The 16,912-nt window shown below is 71.4% G+C and carries 16 protein-coding genes; 13 read left to right on the top strand and 3 right to left on the bottom strand.

The features are described from left to right. Window positions 1-43 precede the first annotated feature (43 nt). From ACYVMZ_RS09220 to ACYVMZ_RS09210, 3 genes are all read left to right on the top strand, one after another. Window positions 44-739 (top strand): HAD family hydrolase, encoded by a 696-nt coding sequence (locus ACYVMZ_RS09220; RefSeq protein WP_461077503.1) that lies wholly within the window; start codon window positions 44-46, stop codon window positions 737-739. A gap of 336 nt (window positions 740-1,075) precedes the next feature. Continuing rightward, window positions 1,076-3,913, top strand: coding sequence for a beta-L-arabinofuranosidase domain-containing protein (locus ACYVMZ_RS09215; protein WP_461077501.1), 2,838 nt, complete (start codon window positions 1,076-1,078; stop codon window positions 3,911-3,913). 164 nt (window positions 3,914-4,077) lie between these two features. Further along, window positions 4,078-4,836 (top strand): DUF4142 domain-containing protein, encoded by a 759-nt coding sequence (locus ACYVMZ_RS09210; protein ID WP_461077499.1) that lies wholly within the window; start codon window positions 4,078-4,080, stop codon window positions 4,834-4,836. Between the two features lie 46 nt (window positions 4,837-4,882). Here ACYVMZ_RS09210 and ACYVMZ_RS09205 read toward each other — a convergent pair whose 3' ends face one another. Continuing rightward, a complete protein-coding gene (locus ACYVMZ_RS09205) occupies window positions 4,883-5,638 on the bottom strand; it encodes a LysR family substrate-binding domain-containing protein (protein ID WP_461077497.1) in 756 nt (251 codons plus the stop codon). An 82-nt stretch (window positions 5,639-5,720) separates the two neighbouring features. On the opposite strand from ACYVMZ_RS09205, the gene ACYVMZ_RS09200 reads away from it, so the two are divergent. The 8 genes from ACYVMZ_RS09200 to ACYVMZ_RS09165 all read left to right on the top strand — a co-directional run bounded on the left by ACYVMZ_RS09200 (window position 5,721) and on the right by ACYVMZ_RS09165 (window position 11,728). Next, a complete protein-coding gene (locus ACYVMZ_RS09200) occupies window positions 5,721-6,113 on the top strand; it encodes a DUF5997 family protein (protein WP_461077495.1) in 393 nt (130 codons plus the stop codon). Between the two features lie 220 nt (window positions 6,114-6,333). Then, window positions 6,334-6,636 (top strand): hypothetical protein, encoded by a 303-nt coding sequence (locus ACYVMZ_RS09195; RefSeq protein WP_461077493.1) that lies wholly within the window; start codon window positions 6,334-6,336, stop codon window positions 6,634-6,636. Between the two features lie 89 nt (window positions 6,637-6,725). Continuing rightward, window positions 6,726-7,037 (top strand): ArsR/SmtB family transcription factor, encoded by a 312-nt coding sequence (locus tag ACYVMZ_RS09190; RefSeq protein ID WP_461077491.1) that lies wholly within the window; start codon window positions 6,726-6,728, stop codon window positions 7,035-7,037. 233 nt (window positions 7,038-7,270) lie between these two features. Continuing rightward, entirely contained in the window at window positions 7,271-7,759 is a 489-nt protein-coding gene (locus ACYVMZ_RS09185) for a hypothetical protein (RefSeq protein ID WP_461077489.1), read from the top strand. A gap of 184 nt (window positions 7,760-7,943) precedes the next feature. Further along, the gene (locus ACYVMZ_RS09180; protein WP_461077487.1) at window positions 7,944-9,173 is read left to right on the top strand and encodes an AfsR/SARP family transcriptional regulator; all 1,230 of its coding nucleotides are present in this window, start codon (window positions 7,944-7,946) and stop codon (window positions 9,171-9,173) included. Window positions 9,174-9,295: 122 nt separating this feature from the next. Beyond that, a complete protein-coding gene (adh, locus tag ACYVMZ_RS09175) occupies window positions 9,296-10,813 on the top strand; it encodes an aldehyde dehydrogenase (RefSeq protein ID WP_461077485.1) in 1,518 nt (505 codons plus the stop codon). After that, window positions 10,813-11,217 carry a DUF779 domain-containing protein gene (locus tag ACYVMZ_RS09170; protein WP_461077483.1) on the top strand — a complete coding sequence of 135 codons (405 nt, stop codon included), beginning with the start codon at window positions 10,813-10,815 and terminating at the stop codon, window positions 11,215-11,217. The genes adh and ACYVMZ_RS09170 overlap by 1 nt, the downstream gene beginning before the upstream one ends. 37 nt (window positions 11,218-11,254) lie before the next feature. Next, window positions 11,255-11,728: an SRPBCC domain-containing protein gene (locus tag ACYVMZ_RS09165; RefSeq protein WP_461077481.1), complete on the top strand. Its 474-nt coding sequence runs from the start codon at window positions 11,255-11,257 to the stop codon at window positions 11,726-11,728. Between the two features lie 84 nt (window positions 11,729-11,812). Here the strand turns inward: ACYVMZ_RS09165 and ACYVMZ_RS09160 are convergent, their stop codons facing one another. Both ACYVMZ_RS09160 and ACYVMZ_RS09155 read right to left on the bottom strand, forming a co-directional pair. After that, on the bottom strand, window positions 11,813-12,421 hold the full coding sequence (locus ACYVMZ_RS09160) for a chorismate mutase (RefSeq protein WP_461077479.1): 609 nt from the start codon (window positions 12,419-12,421) through the stop codon (window positions 11,813-11,815). A 113-nt stretch (window positions 12,422-12,534) separates the two neighbouring features. Beyond that, window positions 12,535-13,038 (bottom strand): hypothetical protein, encoded by a 504-nt coding sequence (locus tag ACYVMZ_RS09155; protein ID WP_461077477.1) that lies wholly within the window; start codon window positions 13,036-13,038, stop codon window positions 12,535-12,537. Between the two features lie 210 nt (window positions 13,039-13,248). Between ACYVMZ_RS09155 and ACYVMZ_RS09150 the strand changes: the two genes are divergently transcribed. Beyond that, a complete protein-coding gene (locus ACYVMZ_RS09150) occupies window positions 13,249-13,392 on the top strand; it encodes a hypothetical protein (protein WP_461077475.1) in 144 nt (47 codons plus the stop codon). A 260-nt stretch (window positions 13,393-13,652) separates the two neighbouring features. Continuing rightward, the gene (locus ACYVMZ_RS09145; protein WP_461077846.1) at window positions 13,653-16,568 is read left to right on the top strand and encodes a glycosyl hydrolase 115 family protein; all 2,916 of its coding nucleotides are present in this window, start codon (window positions 13,653-13,655) and stop codon (window positions 16,566-16,568) included. The last annotated feature ends 344 nt before the right edge of the window (window positions 16,569-16,912 follow it).

Here is a 16,912-nt window from a genome sequence, read left to right as displayed (position 1 = left end):
CGGGTGTCCGGGCGTTGACGAGTACCTCGGCATCCTGGACCCCATGAGCACACTCGGCGGCATCTCGGTCGTCTTCGATCTCGACGGAACGCTCGTGGACAGCGAGCCGAACTACTACGAAGCCGGCCGGCAGACCCTCGCCGAGCACGGCGTCCCGGACTTCACCTGGGCGGATCACGAGCGGTACGTCGGCATCAGCACGCAGGAGACGGTCACGGACTGGAAGCGGCGGTACGGCCTGCGGGCTTCCGTGGAGGAGCTGCTCACCGCGAAGAACCGCCGTTACCTGGAGCTGGCCCGCAGCTCCACGCGCGCGTACCCCCAGATGCGGAAGTTCGTCGAGCTCCTGGCGAGCGAGGGCGTCCCCATGGCCGTGGCCTCGGGGTCCTCGCCCGAGGCCATCGCGGCGGTCCTGGCCGGCACGGGACTGGACGCGTATCTGCACACCGTGGTCTCCGCCGACGAGGTCGCGTACGGCAAGCCCGCTCCCGACGTCTTCCTGGAGGCGGCCCGCCGGCTCGGCGCGGCCCCGCACGACTGCGTGGTGATGGAGGACGCCGCCCCGGGCGCCGCCGCCGCGCACGCGGCCGGGATGCGCTGCATCGCGCTCCCGTACGTCGCCGCGCAGGCCGACGCCCCGGAGTTCGCGACCGCCGACCTGCTGCTGCGGGGCGGTCAGGGGGAGTTCACGGCGCGGGCGGCGTACGACTGGCTGGTGCGGTCGGTTCCGGCTGCCTGACGTCACCCATGCCCCCCTCTCCCGAACGCACCCGCGCGTTCGAAGCACGGGCCGCGGAGCTGTACGAGCACGGCAAGGCGGTCAACGCGCCGCGGCACTGGAGATCGACGCGGTGATCGACCCGGCCGAGTCGCGGGCGTGGATCACGGCGGCGCTGGACGAATGCCCCGAAGTGCGGCCGGGGTACCGCCCGTTCGTGGACACCTGCTAGCCCGGGCGCCCACGCCGAACGGCCGGAACCGAACGCTCCCGACCCGTTGACGCTCACCCGCCCCCTCCCTATCGTCTGGTCGGTCGACCGTACGGCGTTCGCCATTTCGAACATGAGGAGCACACATGGCACCGCCCCTCTCCAGACGAACCCTTCTCCATGCCGCGGCGCTCGCCGCCGCCGCACCCTCGCTCTCACTCGCGGCGGGCGGTCGCGCACTCGCCGCACCGGGGGTCGCCGGCGCATCCGGGGCCGCCGCCGCGTCCGAGGTACCGTCCGCCTGGACCGTGCGGCCCTTCGGGCTGGAGGACGTGAGCCTCGGCCGCGGTCTCTTCGCCGACAAGCGGCAGTGGATGCTGGATCACGCCCGCGGTTATGACGTGAACCGGCTGCTCCAGGTGTTCCGCGCCAACGCGGGGCTCCCGACGGGCGGCGCGGTCGCGCCCGGCGGGTGGGAGGGGCTGGACGGTGAGGCCAACGGCAATCTGCGGGGGCACTACACCGGGCACTTCCTGACCATGCTGGCGCAGGCCTACCGCGGCACCAAGGAGCAGGTGCTCGCGGACCGGATCCGGACGATGGTCGGGGCGCTGACCGAGGTGCGTGAGGCGCTGCGGCGCGATCCGGCCGTGCTGAGTGCCGACGGGAGGTTCGGCGCCGCCGCGGAGAACGTGCGCGGATCCTACCAGTACGTCGATCTGCCGGCCGCCGTGCTCGGCGGGGCCTCCGCGCTCACCCTGTCCGCCTGGGTGAAGCCCACCCATGACGCCAACTGGGCCCGGATCCTCGACTTCGGCAACGACACCACCCGTTACCTGTATCTCGCCGCCCGCAACGCGAACGGGGTGCCACGCTTCGCCATCACCACCTCCGGACCCGGCGGCGAGCAGGGCCTCAACGGCACGGCGCCGCTGCCGCTGAACCAGTGGAGCCACCTGGCGGTGACGATCGCCGGCGGCACCGGCACCCTGTACGTCAACGGCACGGCGGTGGCCCGGAACGCGTCGATGACGCTGACCCCGGCGGCCCTCGGCACGCTGAGGAACAACTGGCTGGGCCGCTCCAACTTCTCCGGCGACCCGGTCTTCGCGGGCGCCTTCGAGGAGGTCAACGTCTTCTCGCGCGCCCTGACCGCCGCCGAGATCGCGCAGTTGCAGAACGCCCGCGCCGCCGACACCCCCGCGGGGCGCGGCGACCTCGCCTCGTACGCCTTCGACGAGACCAGCGGCGGAACCTTCGCGGACGCCTCCGGCCGCGGCCTCACCGCCACCCTGCGGCGCACCTGGGGCGGGCCCAGCCACCCCGGGTTCCTCGCGGCGTACCCGGAGACGCAGTTCATCGAGCTGGAGTCGCGGACCACTCCCGACTACACCAAGGTGTGGGCGCCGTACTACACGGCGCACAAGATCCTGCGCGGCCTGCTCGACGCCCACCTCGCCACCGGAGACGAGCGGGCGCTGGACCTCGCGTCCGGCATGTGCGACTGGATGTACTCCCGGCTGTCCAAGCTGCCCGACGCCACCCTCCAGCGGATGTGGGGGATCTTCTCCAGCGGCGAGTTCGGCGGCATCGTCGAGGCCATCTGCGATCTGCACACGATCACCGGGAAGGCCGAACACCTCGCGCTGGCCAAGCTGTTCGACCTCGACAGGCTCATCGACGCCTGCGCCGCGAACACCGACATCCTCGACGGTCTGCACGCCAACCAGCACATCCCGATCTTCACGGGATACGTGCGGCTGTACGACGAGACGGGCGAGGAGCGCTACCTCACCGCCGCGAAGAACTTCTGGGGCATGGTCGTACCGCACCGCATGTACGGCATCGGCGGCACCAGCACCCAGGAGTTCTGGAAGGCCCGGGACGTGATCGCCGGCACGATCAGCGCAACGACCGCCGAGACGTGCTGTGCGTACAACATGCTCAAGCTGAGCCGGACCCTGTTCTTCCACGAGCAGGACCCGAAGTACATGGACTACTACGAGCGGGCTCTGTACAACCAGGTGCTCGGCTCGAAGCAGGACAAGCCGGACGCGGAGAAGCCGCTCGTCACGTACTTCATCGGCCTGACGCCCGGTCATGTCCGGGACTACACGCCCAAGCAGGGCACGACCTGCTGCGAGGGCACCGGCATGGAGAGCGCCACCAAGTACCAGGACTCGGTGTACTTCGCGAAGGCCGACGGCAGCGCCCTGTACGTCAACCTCTACAGCCCGTCCACCCTGACCTGGGCGGAGAAGGGCGTCACGGTCACCCAGACCACCGGCTATCCCAGGCAGCAGGGCAGCACGCTCACCTTCGGCGGTAGCCGTGGCTCCTTCACGCTGCGGCTACGCGTGCCGTCGTGGGCGACCGCCGGATTCCGCGTGACCGTCAACGGGCGGACGGTGTCGGGGACTGCGAAGCCGGGGACCTACTTCGGCGTGTCCCGGACGTGGCGGGCCGGCGACACCGTACGGGTCACCATGCCGTTCCGGCTGCGGGTGGAGAAGGCCCTCGACGATCCGTCCCTGCAGACCCTGTTCTACGGGCCGGTGAACCTGGTCGGCCGGAACTCGGCCACCGAGTACCTGAAGGTCGGTCTCTACCGCAACGCCGGTCTCTCCGGCGATCTGCTGCCCTCCCTCACGCCCGTGCCCGGCAAGCCGCTCCACTACACGCTGGACGGGACCGAGTGGGCGCCGTTCTTCGAGGGGACCGAGGATCCGACGCACGCCTACTTCCGGCGCTCGGAGCCGAAGGTGGTCTTCGGCGGCAGGGACTCCGGCGTCGCCAACCCCGCGAAGGCGGACGGCACCACGCTCCTGGACGAGATCTGGGCCGGGGCGCCGTTCGACGGCAAGGGCGCGCTGGTGGCGCGGGTGCGGTCCACCGTGGACGCGTGGGTGTCCGACGGGCTGCTGAGCCGGGCCGACGGCGACAGGGTGGTGAGTACGGCGCTGGCGGCGTCATACGCGCCCTGATGCGAGGGACGTAGGTCACACGGAGCCGGTGCCGTACGGGCTTGACCTGCCGTACGGCACCGGCGATCGGGGGTGTGCGCGAAATTTCTTGCCGCGACGGTGATTGGCTCGCGATTCTCATCCGTACTTCCTGGCGTTGGGCCGTTCATATCCCAGGAGGCACGATGCGCATCTCGCGCAGCACGGTCGGAACCGCGTTCGTGGGCGGTGCGATGATCCTCACCCTCACCGCGCTCGCCTACCCCAGCATGCTGGGCGTGGAGAACGCGGCGACCAACCAGGACCGCATCATCGCCAACACCCGGTACGGTCCGCTGACCGAGGCGGACCGCGACTTCGTGGTCAGGGTGCGCGCGGCCGGGTTGTGGGAGTACCCGCTGGGCAACCTGGTGCTGCAGCGGGGTACGACGCCGGCGATGAAGGAGGCGGGCGAGCATCTGATCGTCGGTCACGGCCGACTCGACGAGACCTGCCGCAGGGTCTCCCAGGAGTTGGGCATCACCCTGCCCAACGAGCCGTCGCCGCAGCAGCAGCAGTTCGTGGCGACGGCGGAGGGCACCACCGGCAAGGAGTTCGACTCCACGGCTGTGAGCATCATGCGCGTCGCGCACGGTGGGATCTTCCCGACGGTTGCCAAGATCCGGGCGACCACCCGGAACAGCCTCGTGCGGGAGCTCGCCGACCAGACCAACGACACCGTGCTCGACCACATCTCGGTCCTGGAGAAGACCGGTATGGTCAACTACGAGCAGGTCAGCTTCCAGATAACCGCCCCGGCCAAGCTGCCCAAGGACCAGACGACGCCGCCTCCTCCGCAGCCGGGTGCGCCGGTCCGGGTGCTGGAAATCCCCAAGGAGCTGGAGGATCTGCAGACTGTCGCCCCGAATCCGTCCTATGGGCAGCCGTCCCCCTCGGCCGGCTGAGCCGGCACCAGGTCGGCGGGGGCCCGTGCTCCGGCGGGCCCCGAGCCTACGAACGGCGGCGGGGCCTACCACGCTTGGGGGCCCCGGACCGGCGCCCCGCCCCCTTGCCGGTCTGCTTGCGCCGCACGCCGGCCGTCTCGGCCTGCTTGTCCTTCGGCTGGGGCGGGGGCTGCCTGCGGCCCCGTGTGCTGTTGACGGTCCGGCCACGGACGATGCCGATGAAGTCCTCCACCAGGTCCGTCGTCGCGTCCTGCGGCCAGGCCAGCGCCACACCGGACTCCGGGGCGTCTGTGAGGGGCCGGTACGTGAGGTCCTTGCGGTGGTGCAGGCGGGCCAGGGACAGGGGTACGACGAGCACACCGATGCCGGCCGCGACCAGTTCGACGGCGTCGGACGTGGTGGCGGGACGTTCGAAGGCGGGCCGGCCCGGAAGCCGCTCCCAGTCGAGGACGTCGTCGAGGGGGTGCAACACGATGTCGTCGGCCAGGTCCTCGGGGGACACCTCGTCGACCGCCGTGACGAGATGGTCCTTCGGGACCACGACGACCGTCTGCTCGGTGTAGAGGGGGATCGCGCTCAGGACGGCCTTGTCGACCGGCAGCCGGACGAGGCCCGCGTCGGCGCCGCCGCCCAGCAGGACGTCGCTCGCGGTGGCGGCGGGCACCTGCTCCAGGGTCAGCGGGACGTCGGGCAGCCGCTCGTTCCAGATGCGCACCCACTTGTCGGGTGTCACCCCGGGGACGTACGCGAGCCGGAACGAAGGCGGTACCTCCGGGGACGGGGTTGCTTCCGAGCCTGTCACCTGGCCAGGTTACCGGCCGTGTTCCCGGGCCGGTGCCCGGCCGTGGTCGGCGCTCGGGCACACGCTCGATACCCTGGACGCCATGAAGTCGCACCAGAGCACCCAGACGATGAAGCCCGCGACCGCGGCGAAGAAGCTGGGTGTGTACCTCGAGGCCACACCCGCCGAGTTCCGGGAGGGTGTCGTCTCGCGCGCCGAGCTGAACGCGCTCCAGGCCGATCCGCCCGAGTGGCTGCGCGAGCTGCGGCGCAACGGACCGCACCCCCGGCCGGTGGTCGCGGCGAAGCTGGGCGTCTCCATCGCGGGTCTCGCCCGCGGCGGCATCACCGAGCCCCTCACCACGGAGCAGATCGAGGCGCTGAAGCGGGAACGTCCCGAGTGGCTGCAGCGGGAGCAGGCCACGCAGGCGGAGGTCCGCAAGGAGGCCGCCCGCATCAAGCAGAAGAACGCCGAGCGCGCTGCAGGAGGCTCCTGACCGGGGCGGGCCGCACGCCCCCTGACCCGCTCGCCCCCAGCCCCACCGGACAACACCGGTCGGGGCCTTTTTCTTGTCCGGCAGGGAGACGGCCCACCCTTGCCCACGCTTGGCCCGCGCAAGGCTGCGATACATGCAGGAATAGCTATATGTTAATGTCGCCATGGGTTGCCCGACGGGACAGACGCGGGCAGCAGCACGCCACCAGCAAGGAGCCCCCATGACCACCGCGACCGAGCACCGCACCCACGAGGACCACACCCACACCCACGGCGAGGGCTGCGGCCACGTCGCCTTCCCGCACCGCGACCACACCGACTACGCCCACGACGGCCACATCCACCGGGTGCACGAGGGTCACGTCGACGAGTGCGCCGGCGACGGACACGCCGTCCACGAGGAGCACGACCACCAGCACGGTGAGGGCTGCGGCCACGTCGCCGTACCGCACGACGACCACACCGACTACGTGCACGACGGCCACCGCCACGCCGCCCACGACGGGCACTGGGACGACCACTGACGCCACACCCACGGCGGCCCGGCGCCGGACCGGGCGGGCGATGCCGCGCACCTCGACTGGAAATCATTGTCATATGCTAATGTGTGCATATGACGATGACTTCCCCCTCCCCCGCCGATGAACCGGCCCCGGACCTGCAGGCCGCCAGCGATCTGCTGCGCGCCCTGGCCTCGCCCGTACGGCTGGGCATCGTGCGCGAACTGTCCGGCGGCGGGAAGTACGTCCACGAGCTGGTGAGCGCGCTGGGCGTGAGCCAGCCGCTGGTCTCCCAGCACCTGAGGGTGCTGCGCACCTCCCGGATCGTCACGGCCCGGCGCCAGGCCCGTGAAACGCGGTACAGCCTCACCGACGACCACATCGCGCACATCGTCCTGGACGCCATCCGGCACGCCCAGGAGTAGTGCCCGCGCGCGGCACGACCCCCTCGACGGCCGTCCGGCTCCCGCCGGGCGGCCGTGGCCGTTCACGGGCCGTCGCGCATCTGCCGTAAACGCCAGACCGCGCCACCCCTTCCGGCGCATAGAAGTATCTACCAGCATGGCTGTGCCGGGCCGGCGCGCGGATGTCCGCAGGACCGTCGGCTCGTGTCCAGTACGCGCCCGTCGGGGCGCGGCCGACCGTGCCTGGGGGGACCATGCCGAGCGTCATGTGGAAGCAAGCCGTCGAGTGGCTCGCCGCGGCCGCCGCGGATCCCCAGGAGTGCAAGCGCGAGTGGGACCACGGCACGGGCACCGTGCTGCTGGAGGCCGGACGGTTCTGGGACGTGCTGACGGTTCCCGACCGCCTGGGCCTGCTCGCCCTGGACATCCTGTGGCACGACCCGCTCAAGGTGCCCGGGCCCACGCTGGTGGACCGAGTGGCCGGCAGGGTGGGTTTCTTCCTGCCGGCCGACCCGGTCAGCGAGTGGGTCGGGTGCGGAGTGCGGCACGTCGGCCGGGGCGCCTGGGTCGCCGTACCGCCGCCGTACCGGCCCGCCGGGCGTCTGGAGTGGCTCGTTCCGCCGGACGGGGCCGGCACGCTGCACACTCCCGCCGCACTTGAAGCGGCCCTTCGGGAGGCGACCAGCACACTCGCCGTCCTGGCGCCGGTCAGCGCGCGGCAGGCGGGGCAGGACAGTTGGTGAGGGGGGACTCAGGCCCTGAGCGGAAAGCCCGGGCACACCGTCGCTGTCGGCCGGAGCGGGGAGCGCGGGCCGGCGATCGCCCGCATCGGGAGCGGACACACGGTGGTGTCCGGCGACCCGGTCGGCCACACTGACGTCATCGCGAACACGAGCCGGTTGCCCCCGTTCGACGACAGGGGAGGACATGTCACAGCGCACCGACCTCCGTCAGCGCAGGGCCGTGCTGGAGCACGAGTGGTCCCGCTGGGTGCCGCGGTTGAAGACCTCGGGCGGGAATCCGGTCGGCAGTCAGGCGCTGCGGCGTGAGGTGACGGAGTCCTGGGCGCGTTCGCTGAGCAGCGTGGATCCCGGCCGGGACAGTGCCCCGGTCTCCGACGGCGGCCTGGTGCACCACCGGTGGACCAGCTCGCCGCTGCGGGGGCCGGTCGCCGACCTGGCCGGCGAACTGCACAGCATCGCCGACGACGCCGGGTTCGTCACCGCGGTCACCGACGAGTCCGGCACGATCCTGTGGACGTGCGGCGGGCCGACCATGCGCCGCCGGGCCGAACGCGTCAACTTCGCGCCGGGCGGCCGCTGGGACGAACAGGCCATGGGCACCAACGCGCTCTCCCTCGCGCTGCGCACCGGCCGCCCCAGCTTCGTCTTCTCGGCCGAACACCTGGTGTCGGCCCTGCACGGCTGGGTCTGCTACTGCGCCCCCATCCACGCCCCGGACGGCCGCGTGCTCGGCGTCCTGGACCTGTCCACCACCTGGGACCGCTCGCATCCCCTGGCCATGTCCACCGTGCGCACCCTGGTGTCCGCCATCGAGACCCGCCTCGCCAGGGAACGGCCCCAGCCACACGCCCCCAACGTCCGGTTGACCTGCCTCGGCGCCGAACAGGCCGTACGCGACGGGCAGCACCTGCCTCTGCGCCCCCGCCAGGTGGAGATCCTCACCCTGCTCGCCCTCGAACCGGACGGCTTCGCACCGGACCGGCTGCGCGACGCCCTGTACGGCGAGCGGCCGGTGACCGCCTCCACGTTCAAGGCGGAGATCTCCCATCTGCGCCGCGCCCTCGGCGGCGGCATCGCGCCCCGCCGCTACGCGCTGACCGTCCCCGTCTCCTGCGACGCCGTCGACGTGCTGCGCGCCCTGGAGAACGGCGACGCCGAGACCGCGCTGCGCCTGTACCGCGGCCCGCTGCTCCCCCGCTCCGAGGCGCCGGGCGTCGAGGAGTGGCGCATCCGTCTCGAAGTGGCCGTGCGGGAGGCGGTGCTGGCCAGTACGCGCCCGGAGCACGCCCTGCGCTACGGCGAGCGGGCCCCGTACGACGCGGAGGTGCACGAACACGCGCTGCGCCTGCTCGGCCCCGGCGACACCCGCCGCGCGATCGCCGCCGGCCGGCTCACCACGGCCCTGCGCGACTGATCCGCCCGACGGCCGGCCGGCCGCACCAACCTCGCGCCAACCTCCCGGTCCCACAGTGAAGTCCAGCCCGACGGCACAGGCCGTCGGAGGACCGCACTCGCTCCACACCGAGGAGAGCCGCCATGGTGTACGCGCAGCCCGGCACGGACGGCAGCATCGTCAGCTTCGCCCGCCGCTACGACAACTTCATCGACGGTGACTGGGTCGCCCCCGTGGAGGGCCGGTACTTCGACAACCCGACGCCGGTGACCGGGGAGGTCTTCTGCGAGGTCGCCCGTTCGTCCGCGGCGGACATCGACCTGGCCCTGGACGCCGCCCACCGGGCGGCCGACCGGTGGGGCCGTACCTCCACCACCGAACGCGCCAACATCCTCAACAGGATCGCGGACCGCATCGAGCAGAACCTGGAGAAGATCGCCGTCGCCGAGACGTGGGAGAACGGCAAGCCGGTGCGCGAGACGCTGGCCGCCGACATCCCGCTGGCCGTGGACCACTTCCGCTACTTCGCCGGGGTGGTGCGCGCCCAGGAGGGCAGCATCGCCGAGCTCGACGCCGACACCGTCGCCTACCACTTCCACGAGCCGCTGGGTGTGGTGGGCCAGATCATCCCGTGGAACTTCCCGATCCTGATGGCCGCCTGGAAGCTGGCGCCCGCGCTGGCCGCCGGCAACTGCGTGGTCATCAAACCGGCCGAGCAGACCCCGGTCAGCCTTCTCTACGTCATCGACCTGATCGCCGACCTGCTCCCGCCGGGCGTGCTCAACGTCGTCAACGGCTTCGGCGTCGAGGCGGGCAAGCCGCTCGCGTCCAGCCCGCGCGTGGCCAAGGTGGCGTTCACGGGCGAGACGACGACCGGGCGCCTGATCATGCAGTACGCGAGCGAGAACATCATCCCCGTCACGCTGGAGCTGGGCGGCAAGAGCCCGAACATCTTCCTGCCCGACGTCATGGCCGCCGACGACGACTTCCTGGACAAGGCGGTCGAGGGCTTCGTGATGTTCGCGCTGAACCAGGGCGAGGTGTGCACCTGCCCGTCGCGCGCCCTGATCCACTCCTCGATCTACGACGAGTTCATGGCCCGCTGCGTCGAGCGCACCAGGGCGATCGTCGGCGGTGACCCGCTGGACCCGGCGACCATGATCGGCGCTCAGGCCAGCAACGACCAGTACGAGAAGATCCTCTCCTACCTCGACATCGGCAAGAAGGAGGGCGCCGAACTCGTCACCGGCGGCAACCCGCGCAGCGTCCCCGGCCTGGAGGGCGGCTACTACATCGAGCCGACCATCTTCCGCGGCACCAACGACATGCGGATCTTCCAGGAGGAGATCTTCGGCCCGGTGGTGTCGGTGACGACGTACGACTCGGTCGACGAGGCCCTGAAGATCGCCAACGACACACTGTACGGCCTCGGCGCCGGCGTGTGGACCCGGGACGGCAACACCGCCTACCGCCTGGGACGCGAGATCAAGGCGGGCCGGGTGTGGACCAACTGCTACCACGCCTACCCGGCGCACGCGGCGTTCGGTGGCTACAAGAAGTCCGGCATCGGCCGCGAGACCCACAAGATGATGCTGGATCACTACCAGCAGACGAAGAACCTGCTGGTCAGCTACTCCGCCAAGAAGCTCGGGTTCTTCTGATGGGCACCCGCGCCGGGCGCGTCGCACTGACGCCCGCCGCCGAGGACCTGGTGCGGCACCTGACCCGGGCGCACGGGCCGGTGATGTTCCATCAGTCCGGCGGCTGCTGCGACGGCAGCGCCCCCATGTGCTATCCGCGCGGCGAGTTCCGGGTCGGCGCCTCGGACGTCCTGCTCGGGCACGTGGCCGGTGACACGCCGTTCTGGATGAGCGCGGACCAGTACGCGTACTGGTCGCACACCCACCTCACCGTCGACGTGGTCCCCGGCCGGGGCAGCGGCTTCTCACTGGAGGCCCCGGAGGGCGTCCGCTTCCTGCTCCGCTCCCGCCTGCTCACCGAGGAGGAACTGCGGCGCATCACGGCGGAGCCGGCGCTGCCGACCGGGGCGGACGTGACGGAATGACCCGGTGGCCGGAGCACCTGCGTCCTAGGCTGGGTTCATGTACACGACGCAGGTCTCCGGTCACGTCGACGCACCCCGTTCGGCGGTCTACCGGGCGCTGGTGAGCGCGGAGGCGATCGCACAGTGGCGGGTGCCGCCCGGCATGAGGAGCCAGGTGCACGAGTTCGACGCCCGGGAGGGAGGCCTCTTCCGTGTCTCGCTCACGTACGACGCACCGACCGGGGCCGGCAAGTCGGCCGCGCACACCGACACCTACCACGGCCACTTCGCCAGGCTCGTGCCGGACGAGCAGGTGGTGGAGGTGCTGGAGTTCGAGAGCCCGGACCCGGCGTTGCACGGCACGATGACCATGACGACCACGCTCACCGACACCGACGGCGGCGGCACGGACGTCCTCGTCGTCCACGAGGGCGTCCCCGACGCCGTGCCCGCCGCCGACAACGAGACGGGCACGCGTCTGGCGCTGGCGAACCTCGCGCGGTTCGTGGAGGCGGGCGAACGGTCCGCCTGAACGGCCGGCGCCCGTGCGTCCTGCTCAGCCTCAAGGGCGAGCAGGTCCCCGACCGGAGCTGCGCCCTGCTGGCAGCAGAGTCTCTTACGCGTCGGCGCACACCGACGGCAGCGCCCGTACGAGGCCCGCCGCGCGCAGGGCGTCCAGCCGGTGCGCGTACGCGGAGCGCACGGCGGACGTGGCCAGCCGGGCCTCACAGGAGGGTACGGTGCGCAGCGCCTGTGTGGTCTTCAGCTCGGTCAGCAGTTGTGTGGTGATGCGGTCGAGCTGCGGGCGGACCTCCTTCACCAGGTCCGGGCGCTGGGTGGGGCGCTCGTCGGGGTGGGCGTCCCAGCGGGCGTACAGGCCGCGCTGCACCAGCTTGTTGGCCTCGATCTGGTCGCGGAACACGGCGGCCACCGCGTCGGGGTCGAGGCCGAGGGCGGTGGCCCGGGTGCGGACGTCGTCGAGGATCTGCCGCTCGCGCACCGGGTCGTCGATCGGCGTGTCCGTGCCGTACTTGGCGGCGGCGACCTTGTCGGCCAGCAGCAGCCGCTGGGTGAGCAGTTCGGTCATCGGCGTGAACGCGTGGGCGGCGGCCGTGTGCGGTGCGGGGGCCGCGGGCCGGGCGGCGGCCGGCGTCACGCCGCCGAGGGCGACGGCGGCCGCGGCGCAGACGACGGTGAGGGCGGACCGGAGGCGTCGAGGGCGCACGGGGTGTCCTTCCATGGGGGGCGGCGGTCGGCGCCGGAGCCCGTCGGTCCCGCGCCGGGGATCAACGTACCGACGGCACACGCGACGTGTGGCTCCGGGGCCGCGCGAGCGGGTCAGAGCGGATCCGTTCCGGTATACGGGTTCCCGGGCTCTCCAAGGTCCCAGAACAGTCCCGCCACGATGCGCAGCCCCTCGCGGGCGACCGGCGCCAACAGGTGTTCGTGGGGGGCGTGTTGGGCGCAGGACGGGTGGGAGTGCGGGAGCCATATGGTGGGCAGGCCGAGGGTGTCGGCGAAGGCGTCGTTGGGGAGGGCGCCGCCGAGGTTCGGCAGGACGGCCGGTTCCTTGCCGGTGGTGCGGCGCACGGAGTCCACGGCCCATGTCACCCACGGGTCGTCGGGGCTCAGCCGGGTCGCGGGTACGGCCTGCAGCAGTTCGACGTCGGCCATGGGCAGGCCGTGTGCGTCGAGGTGGGCGTGGACGACGCGTTCGAGGTCCCGCCAGTCGGTGCCGACGACGAAACGCAGCTGGACGTCGGCGTGCGCGGTGCCCGGGATGGCGCCGACGGGTTGGGCGACGGGGCGCACGCCCGGCACGAACACGTCCTGCTGGACCACGTCCCGCCCCGCACCGCACTGCTCGCGGGCTGCTCATGGCGGGCGCGACGTAGGCACGGCCCAGCCATGTGACGCACGCCTGTGACGCACGCCTGTGACGCACGCCTGTGACGCTTGCATCGCGACGCCCGTGTGACGCATGTCATTGAGGACGTAGAGGCACATATGCGCACACTGTGGAACGACAGCCCCTCACAGAGAACCGATCCCATGAGTCAGCACGTTCACGTCCGCCTCCGTGACGGCATCGCCGTGTCGGAAGACGGCGAGCTGGTCGAGCACTCCCGCTGCCGCTGCGGGGCCACCTGGACCAGGACCTACCGCGCCGACGAGGGCGAGCCCGGCCAGGAGTAGGCCCCGCACATCGCACCGCCGGGGATCTGGACGGCCCTGCGGGGGCTCCTTTAAGGTGCCGCGAGTAAGCGCTTTCTAGCCTGCCCATGCCAAGCTCGCGCCATTCCGCTTCCGCCTGCTGAGGGTCTGGCGCGGAAAGGTAGTGCCGCGTGCCGCACACCGAGCCGCACAGTCCCCGCACCCAGCCGCACAGCTCCCGCGCCGAGCCGCACAGCCCGTCGCCCTCCTCCCCATGGACCCGCAAGGCGTTCTTACGGGGCATGGCGGCCGTCGGCGCCGCCCCGCTGCTCCCCGGCGTCCTGCCCACGACCGCCCAGGCCGCTCCCGCGCACCGGCCGGACTTCCCTATGGTGCGCGGCGGCACCGCCGTCGACCTGTTCGTGGACCCGGCGGACGACCCCGCCGTGCTCCGCGCCGCCGCTGACCTCCAGGCCGACGTGGAGCGCGTCAGCGGGGTCCGGCCCCGCCTGCTGCACACCCTGCCGGAGCGGGCCGCGCACCTGGTCCTGGTCGGCACCATCGGCGCGAGCCCGGTCATCGACCGGCTGATCGCCCGAAGACGCCTCGACGTCTCCGGAGTGAAGGGCCGCTGGGAGGCGTCGGTGACGCAGGTCGTGGACCGCCCGCTGCCCGGCGTCGACCGCGCCCTGGTGATCGCCGGCAGCGACCGGCGCGGCACCGTCTACGGCGTCTACGACACCTCGGAACGCATCGGCGTCTCCCCCTGGCACTGGTGGGCGGACGTACCGGTCGAGCGCCGCGACACCGTCACGGTCCCGGCGGGCCCCGTCAAGCGGTACGAACCCTCCGTCCGCTACCGGGGCGTCTTCATCAACGACGAGCAGAACCTGACCACGTGGTCCCGCCGTACCCAGGAGCCCGACAAGAACATCGGCCCCCGGACGTACGAGCGGATCTTCGAGCTGCTGCTCCGCCTCAAGGCCAACTACCTGTGGCCCGCGATGCATCCGTACTCCGACTTCTTCAACAAGCACCGCGAGAACCCGGAGCTGGCCGACCGGTACGGCATCGTCGTCGGCTCCAGCCATCCCGAGGCGCTGCTGCGCAACGGCGTGCACGAGTGGCAGCCCTGGGCCGAGGAACACAAGAACGCGGACGGCAGCCTCCCGTTGTACGACTACACCGTGAACCCGGCCGTCATCTCCGACTACTGGCGGGCCCGGGCGCGGCAGAACGCCGGCTACGAGAGCAGTTGGACGCTCGGCATGCGCGGCCTGCACGACAGCGCGCTGGAGACGCGGTACGCCACCACGATCCCGGAGAAGGTGGCGGTGATGAACGACATCATCGCGGACCAGCGCAGGATCCTCACCGAGGAGGTCGGCGCCGCCGCCACGCCGCAGATCTTCATCCCGTACAAGGAGGTCCTGGAGCTGTACAACGCGGGCGTCCGGGTCCCCGACGACGTCACGCTGATCTGGCCGGACGACAACCACGGCAACATGCGCCAGCTGCCGGACGAGGCGGAGCGGCGGCGCACCGGCGGCAACGGCATCTACTACCACCTCTCCTACTGGGGCCGCCCCAGGAGCTACCTGTGGCTGGACACCACGCAGCTCGCCAAGGTGTGGCAGGAACTTCGCCGGGTGTACGAGCACCGGGCCGACCGGATGTGGATCTTCAACGTCGGTGACATCAAGTCGATCGAGACCGGCCTGTCCTTCTGCATGGACATGGCCTGGAACGTGGACCGCTGGGGCCCTGCGAACGTCGAGGAGTTCCTCGTGGAGTGGGCCGGGCGCCAGTTCGGCCTACGGCACGGCCCGGAGATCGCCGCGATCCGTACGAAGTACTACCGTCTGGCGGCCGAGCGGCGCCCGGAGTTCATCGACCGCGGCGTCTTCTCGACCGTCCACCACGGCGACGAGGCGGGCCGTCGCATGGCCGCCTACGCTCGCCTGCTGGAACGGGTCCGGACGCTCGGCGCCAAACTGCCCGACGCCTACCGGGACGCCTTCTACGAGCTGGTCGAATACCCCGTCCACGGCGCCTACTTGATGAACCTGAAGTACTACTGGGCGGACCGCAACGCCCTCGCGGTCCGTCAGGGGCGCGGGGCCGGGGCGAACCGTTTCGCGGATCTGGCGGAGGCGGCCCACGCCGAGGAGCAGGCGATCACCAGGCGGTACAACACGGAGATCGCGGGCGGGAAATGGGACGGAATCGTCAACCCGTACCCTTCCCAGATCCCGAAGGCGCCGGGCCGCCCGAGCGTCACGAGGGTGCCCCGGCAGGAGACTTCAGGGCTGGGCGTGGCGGCGGAGGGGAACGAGACGGGAGCAGACCGGCCGCTGTCCTTCTCCTCCTACACCCGCGACCGCCGCTTCGTCGACGTCTTCAACACCGGCTTCCTGCCGCTGGAGTGGCGTGCCGAGGCGAGCCATCCCTGGGTCCGGCTGAGCGCGGCGGGCGGCCACCTCACCGAGCAGACCCGCCTGTGGGTGGAGATCGACTGGGTGCGAACCCCCGAGGGCACGCACGAACCGTCGGTGACCTTCACCGGTGCCGGACGGAGCGTCGAGGTGCCGTTGAGGGTCGCCGTCGACGCGGAGCGGGCGCGTCAGCGGGCTCGCGGGTTCGTCGAGGCCCACGGCTACGTCTCGATCGACGCCGCACACTTCGACGGCCAGGTGCCGCGCGGCGGGGCCCGCTGGCGGGTCGTGCGGGGGCTGGGGCGTCGTACGGCCGCCGTGGAGGCGGTGCCGGTGACCGCGGCGCCGATCACCGGGGACTTCGCCGCTCGCGCGCCGGAGTTGCGCTACCGGGTGCGGTTCAGCAGCACCGGCACCTTCCCGGTGACCGTCTTCCGGCTGCCCTCCCTGGACGAGCGTGGCACCCGCAGGCTGGCCGTCGCCCTCGACGACCAGCCGGTCACCGTCCTGTCGGGTCAGGCCGTCGCCACCGGGAACCGGGGCGACGCCTGGGCCCGCAACGTCGAGGAGGGCATCGAGAAGCTGACCGCCACGGTGACCGTGACGGAGCCGGGTGAGCACGTCCTGCGGCTGTTCATGGCCGACCCCGCGATCGCCGTGGACCAGATCGTCATCGACACGGGTGGCCTGCCCGCCAGTCATCTCGCGCCACCGGAGAGCTACCACCGCGTCTTCAATCCCGACCCCGCCGTCGCACCGCGGGTGGAGGCACCGGACCAGTAGGCCGGGTCATCCTTCAGTCGCCGGGCCGGACGCCGTACCGCGGCGTCCGCCCGGCCCTGGGCCGGTACGAGCGTCGCCGACCGGCCGTACGCGGCACGTGGCCTCCATGTCCATGCCAGGCACAAACACAACTGTCGTGTTCTCCAAGACGGGAACACGGATTTCACCGTGCATTTTGTCACCACCGCCCGGATTCACATCGCGACGCGGGAAAACGCTCAGAACAGCAGAAAAGCAACGATCAGCCGGGTGCACGCAGCAACCTTGATGCGCTCGACGCCCCTCCGTGCATCCGTGCGCCCCTATGGAAAAAGGATTCCGCGAGCCGTCGGCAGATTCCACTG

The sequence above is a fragment of the Streptomyces deserti genome (assembly GCF_054782695.1).
Note: the sequence above shows the minus strand (reverse complement) of the source record. Positions and strands in the feature narration are given on the sequence as shown.

Excerpts from the sequence above, each read along its gene's own strand:
- ACYVMZ_RS09220 (WP_461077503.1), top strand. The coding sequence starts at position 44 with ATGAGCACACTCGGCGGCATCTCGGTCGTCTTCGATCTCGACGGAACG.
- ACYVMZ_RS09215 (WP_461077501.1), top strand. The coding sequence starts at position 1,076 with ATGGCACCGCCCCTCTCCAGACGAACCCTTCTCCATGCCGCGGCGCTC.
- ACYVMZ_RS09210 (WP_461077499.1), top strand. The coding sequence starts at position 4,078 with ATGCGCATCTCGCGCAGCACGGTCGGAACCGCGTTCGTGGGCGGTGCG.
- ACYVMZ_RS09200 (WP_461077495.1), top strand. The coding sequence starts at position 5,721 with ATGAAGTCGCACCAGAGCACCCAGACGATGAAGCCCGCGACCGCGGCG.
- ACYVMZ_RS09195 (WP_461077493.1), top strand. The coding sequence starts at position 6,334 with ATGACCACCGCGACCGAGCACCGCACCCACGAGGACCACACCCACACC.
- ACYVMZ_RS09190 (WP_461077491.1), top strand. The coding sequence starts at position 6,726 with ATGACGATGACTTCCCCCTCCCCCGCCGATGAACCGGCCCCGGACCTG.
- ACYVMZ_RS09185 (WP_461077489.1), top strand. The coding sequence starts at position 7,271 with ATGCCGAGCGTCATGTGGAAGCAAGCCGTCGAGTGGCTCGCCGCGGCC.
- ACYVMZ_RS09180 (WP_461077487.1), top strand. The coding sequence starts at position 7,944 with ATGTCACAGCGCACCGACCTCCGTCAGCGCAGGGCCGTGCTGGAGCAC.
- adh (WP_461077485.1), top strand. The coding sequence starts at position 9,296 with ATGGTGTACGCGCAGCCCGGCACGGACGGCAGCATCGTCAGCTTCGCC.
- ACYVMZ_RS09170 (WP_461077483.1), top strand. The coding sequence starts at position 10,813 with ATGGGCACCCGCGCCGGGCGCGTCGCACTGACGCCCGCCGCCGAGGAC.
- ACYVMZ_RS09165 (WP_461077481.1), top strand. The coding sequence starts at position 11,255 with ATGTACACGACGCAGGTCTCCGGTCACGTCGACGCACCCCGTTCGGCG.
- ACYVMZ_RS09150 (WP_461077475.1), top strand. The coding sequence starts at position 13,249 with ATGAGTCAGCACGTTCACGTCCGCCTCCGTGACGGCATCGCCGTGTCG.
- ACYVMZ_RS09145 (WP_461077846.1), top strand. The coding sequence starts at position 13,653 with ATGGCGGCCGTCGGCGCCGCCCCGCTGCTCCCCGGCGTCCTGCCCACG.